We start from the raw sequence: 19,016 nt of genomic DNA, 5'->3' as shown, positions 1-19,016 counted from the left end.
AGGAACCTGCTAGTAAAGCTCAGTGGTGTTCCACTGGTTGGGGGATACGCGGGTGAATTGGACGATCTTGTGGACACCTTCCACGAAACCGTTTTCCCAAAGCTCCAGAACGAAAGAGCCGGTATCGGTCGAGATCACGTCCGCGAGTGGGAAGGTGACTTCGAACGGTTGCAGGGAGTTTGCAGTGTCATAAAATGGGACACGGCCGGTTGGTGTATCAGGGGTATAGGAGTTCCACGGCGAGTCTTCGAGATCACGGTCTTTGTGGAGACGGTATCCAAAGGACGCCAGAAGTCCCAATCCTTCCTTATAGTGGATTTCCGCCGTTCCGTCAACCATTGGTGCAGTAATTCGTGAACGACGGCTCCACGATACCGTCACCTGATCGTCCACCTCAAGAACCTTCACATTTTCAGGTGTGTAGGGTTTGAGATCGTTCGGCCGAAGTTCCATCTCCGTGCCGATCGTGTCTTCGGCGACCTGCCCAATACGCACCGCCTTGAAGAAGCGCCGCACCTCAAAGTCAGCCGGGCCTCGTTCGTTTTTGGAGATGTAGGCAGGATCGAGCATGACGAAACGCTCGCCGGTGACGTGATCGTTGACGTGCATGTTCGTGCCGCGCCGGGCGCGCAGGATATTCGTGAGCTTGTATTGATCTCCCGAAATGAGCACCGCATTCTGGAACTGAATAACCTCGTCGCCGCAGAGCGCCGAATTACCACCAGCAAGAAGCTCCTCATAGCTGATGGACGAGAGCGTGATGTCCTCGTTCATGTTCCACATCTTGACGATGAGTTCGCTCTCGGTGTCGGTCGCACCCCATGCCGATGTGGGCTTGAGGGTCTGGATCACGAACCCTGTGTAAGGATCATCCGAAACGAAATCGATGTCGTCATATTCGTCGCCGGTGGTGCTCTGCATGATGACCGAACCAGCGAAGGGGGCGTTCGACTCTTGATAGGCCGCGACATACAGCACCGACCGCACGCCCTGCGTGTCGTCCTCATCTCGCAGGAGCGGGGTATTCATGATCAGCAGCTTTACCGGCATGTTGCTCGGCAGCGGTTGGCTCACGAAGTTGTTCGGCTCTGCTGCTTCTTCCGTCGAGATGTAGGAGGTCTGGCTCTCCGTGACGAGATTCACGCTCAACGTGTTATCAGCGCCCTGCTGCATCTGGGCGACACGCAGGCTGAACAACGTGCCGTCGTCCAGTGCCAGCGTCACGACATCCGCCGGGTCGAGCACCACAAATTCCCACGGCAGGGATAGGTCGATCGATGTGCGGTTGCGCCACGCAGACTTGAGGAGCTTGTCAGCAAGCTGCTTTGCCTGCGTCGCGGTGAACGCCATAGCGAACTCGCTCTGGGTCTCGGTGCGCGTGAAAGCGGTCGCCACAGGGCCGATGAGGCGCTTGGCGTGCTGGGTGCCCGTCTGATAATCCCGTGCCGGATCGCGGAACGCAATCGTCAGGCGCGCCGGAAGCTCGACCTCCTGCGTGCGTGTTTCGTTGTAGAGCTTACCCTCTTCCACCCACGAGATACGTTCCTGCGGGATAGTCATCTGCGACGCGCCGCCTCGTTTGCGGAACTTGATTTTGAAATCGCTCTCGACGCCATCGAACAAATAGGCGCTCGCCAAAATCTGGAGACTACCTTTTGCGGTGCCGCGCGACATGACGAAGCCGGTGATCGTCTCATCACCAAGCTCGGTCGTGTCGAGGTCATCGGCCGTCAGCAGGCCGGTGCGTTCGCAGATGTCGGTAACGACAGCAGAAACCACCAAAGACTGCCCCGAACTACCTACCCCTTCACGGCGGAAGTTGCTGTATCCATTCCAACGCACAAGCGATTTGCTGTCATGGTCCCAACTGGAGCCCATCTGCACATTGCCACCAGCCAGCGCCATGTCGGTTACGATCATCCCGGTGGATAGATCGATAACCTTGAACCGGCCTCCGGTGCCCACGGCTGCGATGTAGCCGATCGTGCTGTCGCGGTGGTTTGCAGTGGACCAGCGTCCACCGCGCGTCGGCGCGTAATCGGCACCGACACGGACGTAGACCCATTTTTTGTCGTTGAACGAATATTTGCCGAACCAGCGGACGGATGTCTGGCCGGTTTTGCGGAAATCGCCTGTGAAGACGAAGCTATTATCGGACGGGCAATATAGGCCGTTGTCACCTACCATGTCCCACTGCAGATACCCTGTCGGAACCCCTTCACGGGTCAGGATATATGTCTTGTAGCTCAGCGCGCCTTGATACATCTGCCAAGCATAAGGCTGGCCGATCGGATAGGATGCTCGCTCGCCGATTTTGTAGCGGATAAGCTGGAGGCCTTTACCGACAATACCAAACCCGCCGCCGTTCGCGCCGTTGCCCCAGCCCCAGACCGTCGTTTCGGTGTCGATGTCACCCAGCATAAAGTCGTTGCAACGAAACGGTGGGTTGTAGGCGTGATAATAGCCCCCGAACTCGTCGAAGATATGCGTGATGGAACTGTTCCAGTCAGACTGGTGGATAAACGCATATTTTTGACCGCCCAGCGTGGGGACCGGGAACAGCCAAGCATCGGAACCGAAGGGGAGACCCCATGTGTTCGAAGTGGCAGCACCGGAGGTCTGGAGGGAACTGCCCAGACCGCGTGTGAACCGTCCGAATGCACCCCAACTCAAGCCGCGCGAAGACTCGCCAAGCACACGACTTACGCCGGTGCTGGGATAGTAAAGCCGGTAGCGCTGCGTGTTCGAATTATCGATCGACGCCATGATAGGCCCGCCGTTCGCGCCCATAGTGACCGAGCCGCCCGCGTCGCCGGGGAAGCGATACATCTCTTCACCGGTATCGACATTATAGGTGATGGTCTCACCACCTCCCGATCGCACGGCGCGGCGGTTCAACCAATCGACATAGCGCCCGCCCGCGCCGCCGGACGAGGGGAAGTCGAACGACTTGAGTTCGTCCAGAACCGATGCGGAAAGCTCGGCCGTGATGGAAGGGATACGATTGCCATAGTCTTCGAGGGGCAGGTTCTCGAATACCAGATAGCAGAGGCCGCGATAGGCTGGAGCGTTCCCCGCGCCTAGCGTTGTTTCGATAACGGAATCCGGTAGCTGCTCATCGTCGCCCGCATAGAAGCGGACCTTGACGCCTGACTTTTTACCGAACTTGGCTGCAATGAAGTCGCCGATCGCCGCGCCCGTAAGGCCACGGAAACCACTGACCTCAATGACCTTGCTGTCAGCCCAGATGCGAAGCACCTTGTCCACCGGTCCCTGACAGAAGGCGACCGCGAAGGAGCAGGAATAGGTATATGTCGTCTGCTTCGCACCGCCCTTACCAGCGGACTTCTTCTTCTTGGTTTCCTTGATCCCGGCTGACCAGATCACATTACCTGCAAGTCGCATGGTCCCATAAAGCCGGGGGATTTCGTTCCCATAGGTCGATGCGGTGACGGTGAGATCGGTGAGGCGCGGCCCCTTGATCGTAGGCGCGAACAGCGCGCCGCCGATGGCACCGCCGATCATAGCGCCGACAGCAGTGCCGACGCCCGGAATCACGGAGCCGATGACAGCACCGGCGATGGTCATGGCCATTTGGCCCATCAGTAGGAAACTCCGCGTAGGCGGCGCGTCTCGACGAGAGCGCCGGGCCAGTCGTGAGCGAAGGGCTCTTCAACGACTTTCTTGGCCACAATGTAGGAATGGATGATGGTCAGCACGCCGTTCTGGACGGCGAAGAAACCTGTGTGGCAGGGGAATGACAGTTCCCGAAATACCGCGATTGCGCCCGGCTCCGGGGCCGACACGAGATCGGTTTGGGACCGGATGTGCTCAAGGAACCGAGTGGCGGTTGGTGTCCGGCGATAGTTGGTCTCGTCGATCACAGGGAGCGCGAGGCCTTCGTGGACCTTCACCAGCAGTCCGGCGCAGTCGATGCCGAACTCATTGCGGCCTTGATGGACCCAGCGAGTGCCGATCCACTTCCGAGCCTCCGCGATCACGTCGTCGGTGTTAGGATTTTGCATCGGGATACCAGAGATATTCGTCTTGACCCGGCACGTCCGGTTCGCCGCGATAGTTGATATAATTGCCGTAGAGCTTGCAGGCGTCCGGCGTCTTGGTGCAGCCCTGTGCGATCTTGAACACGTCGCCGACCTTGAGCGGATAGAAGGGCGCGTCGAACATGGTGATGGTGTTCGTGGCGTCATTGAAGTCGATGATTTCGAGCACCATTCCGGTGTTCTGTCCGCTCAGGAACTTGACCGATCCGCCGACATAGGTGGATGCCCCGGTGTAGGGCGGCGGGACATCGGTCGGAGAGGTCGTCACGTTGATCGGATCGGATGTGGTCGAGCCCAGCGCCCAGACCGCTTCCTGACCTTCCTCGGACCAGCTACCGCCACTGCACGCCTTTGCCAGATACCATGTGGCATCCAAATCATCCGGATCATCGTCGGTATAGTGAAGCAGGAACGCGGTCGGCGTCTCGCTTGGCGTGCCGCAGCGCAGTGCCACCAGTTTCAAATCTTTGGGGCTGGAGAAGCTGATGCGCCACCATTCTCCGACCGGAGTCTTGTCCTCGGCGATGTCGTCTTCGTCGAGTTCGACCGACCGCCAGCGTGTGAAGGTATTTTCGTCCCGCGCCCGGCTGGCGCGGAAGGCGTTATCATCCTCGGTCGAGGCCTCCGCGTCCCCGCCGGTTACCAGCGTGTCGGTCTGATCCCACGCGCGGAACTCGGCGAAACCACCGGCGGTGGGGCTGGTGAGGGATTCGATCGTGACGCGCCAGTGACGATGCGCGCCGACGCTGGTCGGGAGTGCTGCAACGTCGGGAACATTGGATGCCGAGAAGCTGTAACGATCGGTCCCCAGCGCCGAGACGGCACAGAAGGATTCGAAGTCGGTGATGTTGAGCTTGCAGCGGCGGTCGCAAAAATCCGCACGACATTCAGGCGTGAAAACCTCAATGCTCTCATGCATCAACGCCTGCAAAATGCCGCGAAGCTCGATCGAATACATGCCGTTTGGCGATAGAACAGCTTCGCCGAACCAGCCCCGCCGGAGAGGAATTTTCCCCATCGACAGGTCTTTGTAATTCACCTGAAAAACATAGACGCTGGCCAGATCGAACAGGCGATTGCGGATGTCTTCGACCTTGATCTTTTCAGAATCAAGCACACCGGCCACATCGAGATTGTCCACAGACATGTCGGAGCCGGACTGCATCGCCGTCTGGTCAAAGCCGTTCCCCGCTTCGTATAGCAGCCCGTCGATCGTCAGATCGGTATCGTGCGATGTGAAGCCAAGCTCCAAGCCGTCCTGACGAACGATCCGCAGGCAGGTGCAAAGGGTCGTCACCTCCGACTGGAGGTGCGCCTTCATGGCGGGGGTGAGTGTCTTCATTAGCGGGGTTTGATTTCGACCAAGGGGATGGTGGGCCACGACATGGTTTCCCAATCGTCGTGCGTGATCGTCATGTCGTCGATGTCGAACCGGACCGGGACATGGAACTCGGCTTGAGGGATGGAGATTTGCACACCGGCCGCCGGTGCCGTGGTGAAGGTGACGATGCCGGTGTTCGCGTTGATCAGGAAGCCTGACCCGGTGACCGCGCCATTGAGCGCGAGTGTCGTCGTGCCGGGCACCAACTTGCGGATCGGGCGATCGAAATAATAGCTCGTGTCCGGCTCGTAGCGCTTGATGATCTGGAATGTCTTGGTGACGCCATCGCCGACCGCGATCACCTGATCGATGATCTCGAAGTCCATCCAGTCTTTGAAGCGGAAACCGAAGGCGCGCCCCTTGCGGGCGTAGAAAAAGTCGAGCAGGTCTTCCATCTGGTCGCGGGTTTTGATGCCGTGACTGACATCGTATTTCGCTTTCTGCTCGGACCAGTTGGAGTTGCGCTGTTCATGCCCGGACGCCAATTCAATGATCGACGTGTTGAAGCCCGGTCCCCCGCTGGAGCCATAGCTAATATCTTCGGGGAAAAGGACTTCGTGGAAGGACATGTTTCTCTCGGATCAGGTGACGGTCTGGATAATCTTCACAGCCTTATGTGTCAAGTCTAAATGTCACTTAGGGAGGAGCCGAAGCCCCTCCCCTTACCCACCAGCGTTGCGGCGGTGGGCTCGTGCCGACGAGACATACATCTGCGTCCCGATCTGCTGCTTGCTTCGGCGGAACGAATCCGCGTTCGGCGTCGAGATGTTGAAGTTCTGGTTGATGACCTGCGTGTTACCGCCGGACCCTCCCGAACCGCCGTTCACCTCGACTGGAACAGCGCGACCACGCGACAGTGGGATGACCGCTTCATTATCATGCAGGATTGCAGGGATGCCGCCGGACGTGTTGGCAGTGCCTTCCTTGTAGTGAGGTGCGTTGACAAAGGCCGACGCCGACATCGATCCACGCGCGACCGGCGAAGAGGTCAAGCCACCTTCCTTGAACATGCCAAGGCCGAAAGCCGCGCCCGCGACGCCGCCGAGGATCGATCCCCACTTCTTGCCTTTCTTGCCGAACAGGCTTCCCAGCAAGCCGCCTGCCATGGAGCCGATGCCCGCGCCTGCGAGCCCGCCGCCGAGGCCGCCTGCTCCGCCTGCGCCGCCGCCGCCCAGCAAGCTGCCCAGACCGCCACCGGCACCGCCGCCAGCACCACCAGCACCGCCTCCGATGAGGCTCTGGAGCATGTTACCGATGCTGCCAAAGATATTCCCCATCATGCCACCGAGGCCCTGAATGACGCCGCCGAAGCTCGACTGCATCGTCTGGGCCGACCCCGTGATACCAGAGGTGATTTCCGAGTTCATGGCTTCCGCCACGCCATCAACACTCAGACCAAGCGGGTTCGCCCCATAAGGTGCGTTATCGTTGGCTGCGGTGCCGCTCAGCGCCTTGATGCCTTGCTGAATGACGCTACCGGCTCCTGCCTTACCACCGACCTGCAGCGTGCCGTCAGCATTGACCGACCAGACATACATCGGGTTGGCGTAGCTTTCGCCCAGCTTGGGACCGCTTACGCCGTCCTTCTGGTAGTCGCCAAAGCCCATGGTCTTCATGAGACCACCCATGATCGACGGCGTGCCGCCTTCAAGCTCACCGTTGCTGAACAGGCGTCCCACGAGGCTTTTCGTGATGTCCTGCGCCGCGAAGCGAATGATGTCGGACTGCATCCCGTCGATCAGACTCTTGAACGACAGCTTCCCGGTGGTGCCCAGAGTGTGTAGCGTGTCTTCAAGATTCTGCAGGGCATTGCGATCCATGTCATTGACCGCCTCGCCCAACGTGCGGGTGTCGTTGACGTAGTTACGAACGCCATTGTTGTCGAAGAACGCCTTCTGGCGCGCCATCGTCTCGTTGAGCTTGACCTGCGCGTCGATCTGCTGGCGCGTTGCGTCGATCTGCTTCTGGGTGATTTCCCACCCTTTTTCCTTGAAGCGGTTTACCTCTTCGAGGAGCTTGGCAGCGACTTCCTGATCACGATTGCTAAGGAGCATCATGCGGCTTTCGGCCTGCATGGTCTTGAGCATCGTCGCGCCGAAGGTCATCTCTTCCTTCTGCTTGGCGATGTTGCGCTGATAGGCCGTCTCTTGGGCGTTGAGCTTCGCCGTCAGGTCATCGACACTGATGCCATAGCGCTTACTCAATTCAGCGAGCACGTCCTGCTGCACGCCGGTGCCCTTGAGCGCCGCCGACAGGCCGGTGACGGCGATGACGCCATCCTTGGCATCCGCCTGCAGACCGTCCTTCCACTTCTTGAAGGCGTCATTCGTGAGAAGGCGCTGCGCCTGCTCGGTCACGTCGGTGACGTAATCCGAGGTCAGCTTCGCGATCGGATCATCTTCCGCGAAGCGCTTCATGATGTCGTCCGCCTTCGCGGCCAGCTTGTTCAGGTAGGTTTCTTCGGCCTTGTAAAGCTGCTCCGGAGTCTTGGCCTTTGGACCCTTCTTCTTTTTGCCGGGCTTTTCCTTCGGCTTCTGCAGCAGACCATTTGGATCATACTGATCAGCCGCGTTCCCCTCTGCATACAGCGATGCGATGTCCCGCGTGCCAGCGTCTTCACCGAGCTTAGGGAGAGCCGGAGGTTCGTTCGCGGCCCGGCCCTTTGCACCCATATCGCCAAGCCAGCCGGATACGGCCCCGGCTCCACGGCCGAGGTTACCCCATGCTTCACGAACACCGTCACCGGTCCACTTCTTGCCGTAGCCAGCAAAAGCGCCTTCGAAACCCTGACCGGCGTCCCGGCCGGTGACCACGGACAAAGCATCGCCCGCTGCGCCTGACCAGTCGCCATTCTTCGCCTTCGTGACCGCCGAGAAAGCCGTCGTCAGCGTGGTCTTGACGGCCGAGCCCACACCGATAACGCCGCGAATGATGCCCTCGAACGCGGTGGTGAAAGCATAGGAGAGCATGAACGCGGTCTTCGCCGCGAACTCTCCAATACCGCTGAACGACACGCCGAAGTTCTGGGCAACCCAATTTACAGAGTCGGTCAGGAACTTGGAGACCTTGCTCCACATGCCCGACACACTCTCACCCATGGTGAGCCAGATGCCCTTGATGATTTCACCGGTCGTGTAGTTGTCCGACGCCATCTGGACGTTGGCATCCTTGGCCGCGACGCCTGCAATGGCCCACGCGCCGGTCAGGCCGGTGACGATCGACCCGGCCAGCCCCATGACTGCGCCGGTGACGCCCGACAGCGGTCCCGACAGCGAGGCTAGTCCGGCTTTGATCGTGTTCCACACGCCGACCGAGCGAAGGGTTGCCATAGCCATCTTGAGCTTGTTGATGCCAGCCAGTGCCGTAGCGAAGCCGCCGGTGAGGGCCGCGCCGCCGCCACTAGCCAGTGGCGTCACGATCGACATCGTGGTCATCGCCTTCATCAGCGTGAGAAGCTGGCCCATCTTCGGGATCAAAGCGCTCGCGGCCTGATACCCACCCCAGAGAGGAGCAACCAGCGCCTTACCGATCTGGAGCGAGCCGGAGATCACCATCCACTTGCCAAGCAGGCTCAGGGTTGTGCCCAGCGGTCCCTTGATCTTGTCCCAATTCTGGTAGACATAATCGAGCTTCTGGCCGAGCCAGTCCATCGCGGACGCAAGTTTGCCGCCCACGATCGTCGCATAGCGATCGAGGTCTTCGGGGTTCAGATAGGAATTGAGCTTGGCGAGGAACCCTGCGAACGCCTTGTTGGCCCCGTTCTTACCAATGGCCTGATACAGACTGTTCACGTTGTTCTTGAGAATCTGCATCTGCGTGTTGGGGCGCTCAAGCGCCTCCTCCAGCGATGGACCGAACTCATCGCGATACTTCTTCGCAAGGAAGAGGAGCGCCTGCGTGCCGTTCAGCATCTTATCTTCAAGCGCGTCCTGCAGATCGACGCCGAGCCGCTTGGTCTCCTCACGCAGGTAGCCGATCGCGCCGGGCATGTGCTCGTTGATCTGCTGCATCAGTTCTTCCGAACCGAGGTAGCCCTTGTTCATGACCTGCTGCAGCGCGAGGAACACGTCCTTCTGGCGATCGGCCGACGTGCCAAGCACAGTCATTGCCGTCGAGAAGCCTTCATAGATGTTCTTGGTCTGGCCGACCGACGCGCCTGCCTTGTTCGCGGAGATCGCGAACTTCATGAAGCCTTCTTCGGCTCCGAGCATATCCTGCCCGAAGTTGTTGGCGGTCGTGTTGATATACTTCAACTGCTGGTCAGCAAAGCCGGTTGCCTTCGAGATGACACCCATGCCTGCCGAGAAGGTCATGGCTGAGTTCGTCGCCTGAAAGAAGTTGCGACCAAGCTCACCAATCGTCAGCGATCCCAGCAGAGTGCGGAGTGCCGACCCGATCTGGAACGTCCCCGAAAACGCATTCTGGAGGCCCATCATCGAGATCGACGCGCTACGTGCGCCGTTGCTGAAACTGTTGAAGCTGCTGGGGAACCCGCCGAGGGTCGCCTTGAAACCGCCCAGCTTACCGCTCGCAGCCGCAGCCGCCGCCGCAATATCATGCAGCACCTTGGCGACCTGCGACCCGTTGCGGGGGATGGTCAGGTTCGAGACAGCCGTGATGAAGGCCTGCAGGTTCTTCACCTGCGACATCGACGGGGCCTTGAAACGGCTCAGGACGGAAAGGAAGCTATAGAGGCCGGTCGCGCCCTGCAGGTTAGCGAAGTTGAACGCACGCAGCGCATTCGCGATACCAAGCAGATTGGTGACGTGACTCTTCGACGGAACCTTGAGGCCCGACAGCGCCATGGAGATGGTCGCCAGTTCGTTTGCGACACCGGAGATGCCGCTGATGCCCTTGAGCTTGGACAGCCCCGGCGCAGCCGCTTCAACCGCCTTGCCGAACTCGCGGATGCGCTTCGACATGGCCGACGAGGGAGCCTTGAAGCCCGCCATCGACGCGGCGAGGCCGTTGATGCCTGCAACGGACTTGTAGGCTTGGGTCAGGTCCGGCAGACCGCCCAGCGCCGAGAAGAACTTCTTCGAGTTTGCGATCTGCGCTGCGGACGGTGCTTTGAAACCGCCCATCGCGGCCGAGAGCGCACTGATGCGCCCGGCGGCCTTGGCATCCACCTTGATGTCGCCAAGCTGCTTGAAACCGGCAACGAACTTCCCGATGTCTTTCTTGTTGGATGCCGCCTTTGCGACGCCCTTCATGGTGTTGACGACGTGATCCTCGAACTTGTCGAGAGACGCGAAGATGCCCTCGACAGCAGACTCATACTGCTTGACCCCGCGAGCGATGCCGGAGGTGTCGAGGACGAACTTCAAACCATGATTTTCGGTGGACATCAGAAGGTCTTGCGCGGCCTCCGGGGAGACCGTCCGTTACGAGGAGGGGAATGTGTCGGGGGCGGTGCGGCTTTGCCGGAAGGGTTGTTCGCCGCCTGCTTCTCGTAGAAGTCTGCCATGTAGGCGCGGTCGATAGCGTCGATGAGACGGATGAGGCGCTCGCGCTCTTTTAGGGTGCTGATACCCTTGAGGCTGCAGTAGGACTCGATGTCCGAATAGGTGAGAGGGACGGGGCCGGAGAAGCCGCTGCCGCGTCGATAATGCAGGTCCGAGAACGCTTTCCAGACCCACTGGAGATGGAATGGGAGACTAGGCTCGTCCTCAAGGGTTTGGACCTTGATGCCTTTGACTTCCTGAATCTCCCGGAGCCACTTCGCGTTCTTGGAAGTGGTCCGGGAGTTCCATTTCAGGAAGGCAATTAGTTTCCCTCGTCTTCTTCCAGACGCTTCTCTTCAAACGAGGCTTCATCGGACGCCATGCGGATGATGAGGGAGAAGAAGCGTTCGAGCTTCTTGTCGCTCAGCAGGGTGTAAGCCGCTTCCTTCGAATAGGGGACCGGTTCCTTGTCCTTGCCGCGCAGGCCGGACCAGCCGAGGATGATGTGCTCGGCATAGAACTTGATGTTGAGGTCCTTGTTCTCCTGCTCGGTCAGTTCGCCGCCTGCCTTGAGGCGGGGCGCGTAGGGCTCCATCATCTGCTCGAACTTGCGCCGAGCCTTGTCGCCGCCCACCGGCAGCAGTGTGATGCTGGCTTCCGCGCTCAGCGGGAAGGTCTTGCCTTCGTCAACGAGGGTCTTTTCAAATGCTTCGTAGAGATTCATGGGTCGGGTAATCCATAGTGTCGGGAGGGGTTGGGGACCTCCTCCCGACAAGGAGGCCCCCTATTCGCCAGCGAATATTCTGTGTCGGGAAAGCTGGTGCGAGGGCCGGTCGGTGGCCCTCAATTCGGGAGGACGATCAGTCGTCCTTGATGGGGAGGCGTCCGCCGCCCCAAGTCTCGCGCCGCAAGATCGGCTGCATTACGCGGTAACCGGCGAGGTCGAGGAGAAGCGGTCGATCTGCATCATGCACTTGGTCGCTGCATCGCGGAACGCGGTGAACTCCAACGCTTCCATGACATCCTGATCGATGCCGCCCGGAGCGATTGGGTCCGACATGATCTTGAAGGCAGGGATCGTGATGAAATAGGTGTTCTTGTCCGGATCGATGATCGGGAACGACAGGCTCACAGTCTTGTGCTGGAGGAACTTGTCGAACATGTAACCATCGGCGAAATAGGCGTTGATGGTGCCGGTGATGTTCAGACGACCGGCGCTGATGCCGACCGGGAACTTCGAGCCGACCGCCTGCTGGGCGCGCAGGTTGCCTTCGATTTCGATGCTGATCGACTGCAGAGCGGTCGCCAGTTCCTCATCGTTGGCCGACAGCGCGCCGACGTTCGCGGTTGCCGAGACGTTCTCGGTCGCCGGGGCTTCCAGAACGGTATAAGCCCCGCCACCGAGCAGCGTGGTGTTGCGACGCTTGGTCTCGCGACCCATGGTCGTGATCGAGCCGGTGATGATGGCTCCGGCCGAGACTTCAAGGCTCAGGTTGCCAAAGCGCAGACCGTCCGCCACGAAGAACTGCGAAACGTCATTAAAGCCGGTTTCGATCGTGGCCGACTGCGGCGTGATCTCGGCGACGTTGCCGGGGTTGCGGAGCATCGACGCCTTGATCGTGACTGGCGCACCAGCCGCTACCGTGGGGACATCGCGATCGACGGTGATGACATCGCCGGTCGCCGAAACGACCTTGTAGAAGCCGCCCACGTCCGCGTCGCCGCCAGCGAAAGGAACAACGGTCATCGTCGCAGCTTCGTCGGTGATGTCGCCGCCGACCTTGTTCAGGTTCTTGAGCGTGATCACGTTCGTCGCAACGGCGGCCGACAGCGCGAAGTCTTCCTTGACCCGCATCTCGTTAACCTTAACGGCGAGGTTCGCAGCCGTTTCGGCGTCGGTGCCGCCGATCAGGAATGCGAGGTCGGACGCATCCGCCTCGGTCTCGTCGTCGGTCGCGGTGAAGGTGAAGGCGTTGACGCCATCGTTCAGGGTGATCGCGTCATCGACTTCGACGGCTGCGGTCGTGACGGTGGCCGTCTCGAAGCCGATACCATCGACGAAAATGCGCTGACCCGGAACGATCTGCTTTGCAGCGATAAGCGCCGCGAACGGAGCCGTGCCGTTGCCGTCGATCGTGCGGGCACCGCCGGTGCCAAAGCGCAGCGTGTTGAGGCGGCGGATCACAACGTCATTGGCGTCCTGCACGGTCGTGTAGGCCGAGCCAGCTTCGGGAACCAGCGTGGTCCCGGTCACGGTGATCGTGGTGGCACCACCTGCGAACGCAACGTCGCTGATTTCCAGATAGTCGTTGTTGGCGGCGGTCAGGAAACCGCTCGTCTTGATGCGGCGACCGTCCGTGAAATAGGCCGACACGTCGTCGCCCGCGATGACGATCTGGTTGTTCGCCGTGATCGCAACATGGTTGCCACGGAAAATGTCGAACTCCATGGGACGCGACCATGCGCCCATGAGGACGCGCTGCAGCGCGCGGTCCTGATTGCCTGCCGAGAACTCGAACGCAATTTCGCCGCCCGACTGTGCGGACGTTTCGATGACCGCCGAGACCATGCGGTCTGCGCGGATTTCGTCCGAAACAGCGGTCTCCTTGGAGACCGTGATCGAGGAGGTGGTGAATCGGATGTTGCGGCTCACGCCGCTGACGGGCGTCTCACCCCAATTGGCGTTGGCTTCCACGATTTCGCGGAGCGACGCGCGGTTGCTGTCAGCAAGCAGCTTCTGTGACATTCTGAGTAACCCTCATGGTCGTGATGGGGCGAGCCCCAAGGCGTGGGGTCGAGGTAGAGCCAGTGGTGGAGGCTAAAATGAGCGCTAATGGTAGCCGAAGTCGTGGAGAATGTCAAGTTAGAATGTCACTGACACGCCAAACTGTTTGCGAAACTGCCTAGTGCAGACGCAGTGAACCTTCCCCTGAATTTCAGGTGGAATTAGGCGTTGATGCTAATCTGGACTTTCTCGATCTCGTCGCGAGTGAATGGCACGCGGATCGTGAATACAGTCCACCCGGCGTTCGTGGACGGGTCGATAGGCTCGGCACCCTTGAACTTGTAAGTGCAGCCCGCTGTGTCGCGTCCCTGCTTGAATGCGAAGAGTTCCTTCACCGCGTCCATCGCTTTGGTCGCGACGGCGGTTCCCTTGGCTTCGGGGACGTAGATGTCCAGTTGGATCATGCCCGCGTAGCGGTTGCGGATTTTGCCCGCCCCTTCCCCGCCGACGACAAAGCCCTTGGAGTTCATGATGTGGAACTCCCCGTAGGGTTCGTTAGTTGGCTTGCGGAATGGTTGTCCCGGAATCTTGATCGGAAAGTCCACGGCAATGAATGCCACCTTGCGGGACAGATAGGCGCGCTGGGCCTCAAAGCTCATGACATAATTCCTTTGGCGGCAATCTTGGCCTGAACGTATGTGTTGACAAGGCCAAACATTCCTCGCGGCGATCGGCTCCGTCCCGGAAAGGGAAGACGGCCAAGCTCAAGGCCCACGATGTCGGGAGAATTGTTGGTGAGGTAGATGGTGGTGAAGGGATTGGCGAAGTTGAGGCTTTCCAGACTCTGGGCGGCGGCCGTCTCGTTGACATCGCGACGCGGCTCCTGTCCGAGCGACATCGAATTGGTCGGTCCCGGCGGACCATTGTCGATCGCCTCGAAGACGGTGGTGGAGGGCGCTCCGGTGGTCCAGATATAATTGCGAACGGCTTGACCTGTATGGACCGGCGTAAGCGATTTGATGTGCTCATCGACCTCCCGGACTAGCGCTTCGATATTACGCGCCATACGAGCTTCAAGGTCGGCGATGCTCTTGAGCATGGCGCTGCGGCACGCCGCCTTGTTGGGAATGACCGCGCCCATTTAGGTGCGCTTCACAAAAATCAGCCACACAGGCGATCCCGGCGTCCCCACGGCTTTGGAGATGCCATGGCGCTTGTTGCCGATGATCACGAAGTCTGTGTCCACATTGGGCTCCCAATCCGGCGTCTGAGGGAGCAGCAGGCCCGGAACGATCAGCTTGGCTTCGTTCCACTTTACCGAGAAGTCCGCCACGTCCTTGGCGGTGGGCTTTGCTTTCACGCACACGACATCGGGATAGGTGTCGAGCACAGGAACGATCTCATCGGTGTCGGCGTCGTAGGTGCCCTCCCCGATCTGGAAGTTGAAGGTCGCCTTGATGGTCAGGCCGGGGATGCGCTTGGTGATCGCATCGAGCACCATACGGGCGGCGAGGTCTGCGTAATTCGTTGCCATGTCTTAGTGCCGAATGATGTGCTTGGGACCACCACCACCCATCGAGATGCGGCCGAGGCCGTCGATGGTGATCGCGATCTCGCGAGGATATTTGGCGACGGCCTGCCGACTGTCGAACGAAAGCTCGATCACATCGACCTGCAGCTTCGTGAGGTTCGAAGAGGTATTGACCAGTTCGGGATTGCCCGACAGCAGGTGGTCGGCGAGTAGCGCTGTTGCGATCTTGACCTGACGGGGAACGATGTCGTCCTCGATCGGGAACCCTTCCTTGTCCCGCACACCGCTGCGGGGCCACGCCAGTCCGGACGTGCCATACATCTTGCAGCCAAACCACTTCGCGCGCCCATCGAGGAGTCGCGTCGCCCACATGCAGAGCTTCTCCTTCGTCTCCTCATCGTCGATCTCGGACCAGACGGAGTGGATGTTGACGGAGAGGATTTCATCGGCCTCTTCTGCACTGATATAGCTATTGGCCGTGGGCAGGCCGGTGCCGTTTTCAACTACGATGTCCAAGGATGCTCTCCGGAAATAAAAGACGCCCGGCAAGCGGGTTGCCTGCCGAGCGTCGAGCCGCCGAGGCGGTAATGGGAAGCCGATTATTCGGCGGGGGTCGCCAGTTCGATCGCCTGAGCAACCAGCTTGTCGCGGTTGGCGCGGCCGTCGATCTTGGCGTCTGGGAAGGCGGTGCTGATATAAGCGGCCACGTCGGCCTTGTCGGTCAGGTCGGCGAAGTCCTCGACGGTCACGCGCGCCTTGGGGGCGGTTTCTTCCGTGGTGGTTTCGTCGGTCTCGGTGACAGGTTCATCGGTGACGGTTTCGTCACTGGTTTCCGTGATCACCGGTTCATTGACCGTAGCGGCGGCGATAGCGATGGGCGAAACGGACCAGCCGGGCTCGGTGGACAGATCGCGGAAATTGGCGAGGCTTACCTCGAACTTTTCACCCGTGGGCGAGAAGATGGTGTAGAGTTCGGACATAGATTTTGGGGCTTTCCTTGTCGGGGAGAAGAAGAAGGCCGGGAACCGAAGTTCCCGGCCCTTGTCTCAAGGCTTGTGCCTTACTTCTGGATGCCGCTGATCCACGAGTAGAGCGTAATGCTCGGCGTGGTGCCAGCGACCGTGCCAGCCAGCGTGAGGGCGGTCTGGCCGGGGGCCATCTTGGCGACGGTCATCATGTCGAGCAGGATGACATACTGGCCGGGGCCGGTGACCGAGGCGACGCCAACGGTGACGGTGCCGACCTTGGCTTCGAGGTCGTAGCTTTCGTCGGCGGTGCCGAAATCGGCAGCATCGACGTTGACGACGATCGCGAGCGTCTTGTCGGCCAGTTCGCCGCTCGTCCAATAGCCCTTGAGCGTGTCGAGCGTGATGGTGTTACCGACGAACGAAGCCGTCTTGGCAGCACCCTTGCTGATAAGCGCCGACGCCGGGGCCGCGTCATACATATACTGGAACTTGGTGTTCATCTGCATGATGAAAAACTCTCTCTGATGGAAGCTGGTGGAGGGTAACGGGGAGGATCAGAAACCCTCCCCAACTTCCCCAACTTAGCGGACGACCGCTGCGTTGGTGATGCCGTAGATGCGGCTGACGGCCTTGCCGTGCATGACGGCCATGGCGACGAGCCACTCGACGCGGGTGCGATACACCGGCAGTGCGTCGATTTCGCCGAGGTCACGGACATCCATGATGCCGTTCTGCAGGCCGACGATCTTGCCGTCGCCGAAGCTCGCGACATAGATCGACTGCGTTGCGCCGTTGGCGTCCGGACCAGCCTCGTTGAAGTCGATGATCTTGTTGCCCTGATCATCGTCCTCGGTGATGAGGATCGGCAGATCGTTGTAGAAGCCGACGCGACGACCGAAGTCATCCTTCGACCACTGCAGATCGCCGCCGACATCCTTGTCCTTCGCAGCCTGCGAAAGCAGGTTCCGCATACGCTTGGACATGATGAGGTGGGTTGGACCGTCAACGCGGTCGATGGCTTCGTCCAGCGTGGCGAGGCTCAGCGCGCCCGAAGCGTTCGGCGAGTCCTCGTTTGCAGCCAGACGCTGGTAGCCGGTGACGCGAACGCGCAGACCGTCGAACTGCTTGCCGTCCGAGGAGTCGCCGTTGATGAATGCAGCCGCGATGCGGGCACCCATGGCCTTGACCTGCATGGCTTCCTGACGCGAGCGGACGCCTTCGCCGTGGGTCTTGACCAGCGCGGTATCAACGTCGAGTTCGCCACCCGCGATGCGGAGCGTTTCGCTCTGCGGGTTCACGACGCCGATCGAAGGGCTGTAGCCCTCGTTGTAACCACGGAAGCCGACCGAAGGCAGCTTCGCTTCCTGAGCATAGCTATAGCTATTGCCGGGGATGTCCATCAGCGGCAGGGCGGACACGATGTCAGCCGATGCGGCGAACATTTCGATGATCGCCTGACGCTTGAGGTCACCATCGACGAGCTTTGCGGCTTCGTGAAGAGTGAGCATTGAAAATTTACTCCAAGTAGAGTTTGGTTGTCGTCGGCTGTCACAAGGGTTTGGGAAACTAACCCCGACAGACAGCCGCCTACCTTCGGGGTGATCTTGAGGAGCCGACGACAGTCGGCCCGATTACTTCTTCTGGGCGTTCGCGATTGCGAGCTTCTGCTGCGGCGACATCTTGGCGATCTGCTCCTGCGTGAAGCCGCCGATCTTGCCGTCCTTGCCACCGGCCGCGCCGCCGCCGTTGTTGCCCTTGAAATAGTGAGGTGCTTCGTTCCGCAGCTTCACGATCCACTCGCTGACGGTCATCGGGTCTGCCCCGTTCGCGCCGTAAATGACCGCTTCGCCGTTCTTCGGGACGAGCTTGCCGTCTTCGACCTTGAACAGGTTGTAAGCACGGGTCAGCACGTCAGGCAGAGCTTCGGGACGCACACCGGAATCGGGCTGGATGACCACGGTGGTCACTTCCTTGTCGATCTGGGTGCGGATCAACCGCTGCTCGAAAGTCGTTGCCTTCTGCTCCAGAGCCTTGTTGGCTTCGCGCAGGGCCTTGGCGTTGTCTTCGTAGCCGTCCTTGACGGCCTTGATGCGATCGGAAACCGCTGCCTCGATCTGGTCGTTCGTCTTGAGTTCGCCGTCCGAAACCCGCTTCGCAATGTCCCGCAGACCGTTGAGGTCGTTGGTGAATGCGTCGAGGTCGTCACCCGCGATTTCCTTGATGCGCGCGAGAATGGGACCGGTGGTCTCGATCTGCTGCGCCAGCGAAATATTCTTCTCGCGGAACTCGTCCAGCTTCACGGAAGGGACGACGTTGACGGTAACCTTACCATCCTCCGTCTTGGCGAACTCTTTCAGTCCCGCCGGAACGGCGTCGATGGATTCAAACGAAATAACTGGCATTGGATTTCCTCACCGAGGACGAAGACAAGCACCACACTGTGGATTGCTACCTCCGGACCCTCCGGAGGATTTGGTGCCGGGAAGTCTGACCGAAGCGGGTGCCTATGCGACGCGCGACGCGGTTCTTCCCGGCTAAACCGGTGGGGGATTCTTTTAGACCGGCTCCCCCGGAGCCGCGTTGCTCAGTGTGATGAGCCAACCTGAATTTTGGGATGTGGAATATCTGGTGACGCATCTTCCGGACCCCGGTGGCGTGACCAATTCCTACTGTGCTAAAAGGATACGGAAAAACTCGTGGAGTGTCAAGTGAAAATGTCACTCACCCACTTTTTTCCTACCTTATACTTTCCGGCGACGGCGGCGCGGACGGCCCACTTCCTCGTTGATCATCTTCTCAAGCTCTTCCGGGTCTTCCCAGAAGGGGAGTCGCTCGGACTCCTCTTCGGGGTTGAACAGGGAGGAAAGCTGATCGCAATCGAGATGGATTTCGTAGTCCCTCATGAC

General features: G+C 59.9%; 16 protein-coding genes. All 16 read right to left on the bottom strand.

Annotation, left to right across the window (positions count from 1 at the left end; all coding sequences use genetic code 11):
• Positions 1–9 precede the first annotated feature (9 nt).
• Positions 10–3,594, bottom strand: coding sequence for a phage tail protein (locus V2I08_RS06180; RefSeq protein ID WP_349634320.1), 3,585 nt, complete (start codon positions 3,592–3,594; stop codon positions 10–12).
• Positions 3,595–3,602: 8 nt separating this feature from the next.
• Positions 3,603–4,025 (bottom strand): hypothetical protein, encoded by a 423-nt coding sequence (locus V2I08_RS06175; RefSeq protein WP_349634319.1) that lies wholly within the window; start codon positions 4,023–4,025, stop codon positions 3,603–3,605.
• Positions 4,012–5,403 carry a DUF2163 domain-containing protein gene (locus tag V2I08_RS06170; RefSeq protein WP_349634318.1) on the bottom strand — a complete coding sequence of 464 codons (1,392 nt, stop codon included), beginning with the start codon at positions 5,401–5,403 and terminating at the stop codon, positions 4,012–4,014. The genes V2I08_RS06175 and V2I08_RS06170 overlap by 14 nt, the downstream gene beginning before the upstream one ends.
• Positions 5,403–6,011 carry a DUF2460 domain-containing protein gene (locus tag V2I08_RS06165; protein ID WP_349634317.1) on the bottom strand — a complete coding sequence of 203 codons (609 nt, stop codon included), beginning with the start codon at positions 6,009–6,011 and terminating at the stop codon, positions 5,403–5,405. Before V2I08_RS06165 ends, V2I08_RS06170 begins: the two co-directional genes overlap by 1 nt.
• A 93-nt stretch (positions 6,012–6,104) precedes the next feature.
• A complete protein-coding gene (locus V2I08_RS06160; protein ID WP_349634316.1) occupies positions 6,105–10,790 on the bottom strand; it encodes a tape measure protein in 4,686 nt (1,561 codons plus the stop codon).
• Positions 10,791–11,208: 418 nt separating this feature from the next.
• Complete coding sequence (locus V2I08_RS06155) at positions 11,209–11,610, bottom strand: hypothetical protein (RefSeq protein ID WP_349634315.1); 402 nt, start codon at positions 11,608–11,610, stop codon at positions 11,209–11,211.
• Between the two features lie 198 nt (positions 11,611–11,808).
• Positions 11,809–13,632, bottom strand: a complete 1,824-nt coding sequence (locus V2I08_RS06150) for a phage tail tube protein (RefSeq protein WP_349634314.1) — start codon at positions 13,630–13,632, stop codon at positions 11,809–11,811.
• Between the two features lie 200 nt (positions 13,633–13,832).
• Positions 13,833–14,270, bottom strand: a complete 438-nt coding sequence (locus V2I08_RS06145) for a phage tail terminator-like protein (RefSeq protein ID WP_349634313.1) — start codon at positions 14,268–14,270, stop codon at positions 13,833–13,835.
• Entirely contained in the window at positions 14,267–14,752 is a 486-nt protein-coding gene (locus V2I08_RS06140; protein ID WP_349634312.1) for a hypothetical protein, read from the bottom strand. Before V2I08_RS06140 ends, V2I08_RS06145 begins: the two co-directional genes overlap by 4 nt.
• Entirely contained in the window at positions 14,753–15,112 is a 360-nt protein-coding gene (locus V2I08_RS06135; RefSeq protein WP_349634311.1) for a hypothetical protein, read from the bottom strand.
• A gap of 36 nt (positions 15,113–15,148) precedes the next feature.
• Entirely contained in the window at positions 15,149–15,658 is a 510-nt protein-coding gene (locus V2I08_RS06130) for a DnaT-like ssDNA-binding protein (protein ID WP_349634310.1), read from the bottom strand.
• Between the two features lie 83 nt (positions 15,659–15,741).
• Positions 15,742–16,122 (bottom strand): hypothetical protein, encoded by a 381-nt coding sequence (locus V2I08_RS06125; RefSeq protein ID WP_349634309.1) that lies wholly within the window; start codon positions 16,120–16,122, stop codon positions 15,742–15,744.
• A gap of 80 nt (positions 16,123–16,202) precedes the next feature.
• Entirely contained in the window at positions 16,203–16,616 is a 414-nt protein-coding gene (locus tag V2I08_RS06120; RefSeq protein WP_349634308.1) for a hypothetical protein, read from the bottom strand.
• A gap of 75 nt (positions 16,617–16,691) precedes the next feature.
• A complete protein-coding gene (locus V2I08_RS06115) occupies positions 16,692–17,618 on the bottom strand; it encodes a major capsid protein (protein ID WP_349634307.1) in 927 nt (308 codons plus the stop codon).
• A 123-nt stretch (positions 17,619–17,741) separates the two neighbouring features.
• Positions 17,742–18,410 (bottom strand): hypothetical protein, encoded by a 669-nt coding sequence (locus V2I08_RS06110; RefSeq protein ID WP_349634306.1) that lies wholly within the window; start codon positions 18,408–18,410, stop codon positions 17,742–17,744.
• A 441-nt stretch (positions 18,411–18,851) separates the two neighbouring features.
• Positions 18,852–19,013 (bottom strand): hypothetical protein, encoded by a 162-nt coding sequence (locus V2I08_RS06105; RefSeq protein WP_349634305.1) that lies wholly within the window; start codon positions 19,011–19,013, stop codon positions 18,852–18,854.
• Between the last annotated feature and the right edge of the window lie 3 nt (positions 19,014–19,016).

Origin of the sequence: Sphingobium sp. MK2 (assembly GCF_040170545.1) — a bacterium.
Lineage (GTDB): Bacteria > Pseudomonadota > Alphaproteobacteria > Sphingomonadales > Sphingomonadaceae > Sphingobium.
Note: the sequence above shows the minus strand (reverse complement) of the source record. Positions and strands in the feature narration are given on the sequence as shown.

Excerpts from the sequence above, each read along its gene's own strand:
- V2I08_RS06180 (WP_349634320.1), bottom strand. The coding sequence starts at position 3,594 with ATGGCCATGACCATCGCCGGTGCTGTCATCGGCTCCGTGATTCCGGGC.
- V2I08_RS06175 (WP_349634319.1), bottom strand. The coding sequence starts at position 4,025 with ATGCAAAATCCTAACACCGACGACGTGATCGCGGAGGCTCGGAAGTGG.
- V2I08_RS06170 (WP_349634318.1), bottom strand. The coding sequence starts at position 5,403 with ATGAAGACACTCACCCCCGCCATGAAGGCGCACCTCCAGTCGGAGGTG.
- V2I08_RS06165 (WP_349634317.1), bottom strand. The coding sequence starts at position 6,011 with ATGTCCTTCCACGAAGTCCTTTTCCCCGAAGATATTAGCTATGGCTCC.
- V2I08_RS06160 (WP_349634316.1), bottom strand. The coding sequence starts at position 10,790 with ATGTCCACCGAAAATCATGGTTTGAAGTTCGTCCTCGACACCTCCGGC.
- V2I08_RS06155 (WP_349634315.1), bottom strand. The coding sequence starts at position 11,610 with ATGAATCTCTACGAAGCATTTGAAAAGACCCTCGTTGACGAAGGCAAG.
- V2I08_RS06150 (WP_349634314.1), bottom strand. The coding sequence starts at position 13,632 with ATGTCACAGAAGCTGCTTGCTGACAGCAACCGCGCGTCGCTCCGCGAA.
- V2I08_RS06145 (WP_349634313.1), bottom strand. The coding sequence starts at position 14,270 with ATGAGCTTTGAGGCCCAGCGCGCCTATCTGTCCCGCAAGGTGGCATTC.
- V2I08_RS06140 (WP_349634312.1), bottom strand. The coding sequence starts at position 14,752 with ATGGGCGCGGTCATTCCCAACAAGGCGGCGTGCCGCAGCGCCATGCTC.
- V2I08_RS06135 (WP_349634311.1), bottom strand. The coding sequence starts at position 15,112 with ATGGTGCTCGATGCGATCACCAAGCGCATCCCCGGCCTGACCATCAAG.
- V2I08_RS06125 (WP_349634309.1), bottom strand. The coding sequence starts at position 16,122 with ATGTCCGAACTCTACACCATCTTCTCGCCCACGGGTGAAAAGTTCGAG.
- V2I08_RS06120 (WP_349634308.1), bottom strand. The coding sequence starts at position 16,616 with ATGCAGATGAACACCAAGTTCCAGTATATGTATGACGCGGCCCCGGCG.
- V2I08_RS06115 (WP_349634307.1), bottom strand. The coding sequence starts at position 17,618 with ATGCTCACTCTTCACGAAGCCGCAAAGCTCGTCGATGGTGACCTCAAG.
- V2I08_RS06105 (WP_349634305.1), bottom strand. The coding sequence starts at position 19,013 with ATGAGGGACTACGAAATCCATCTCGATTGCGATCAGCTTTCCTCCCTG.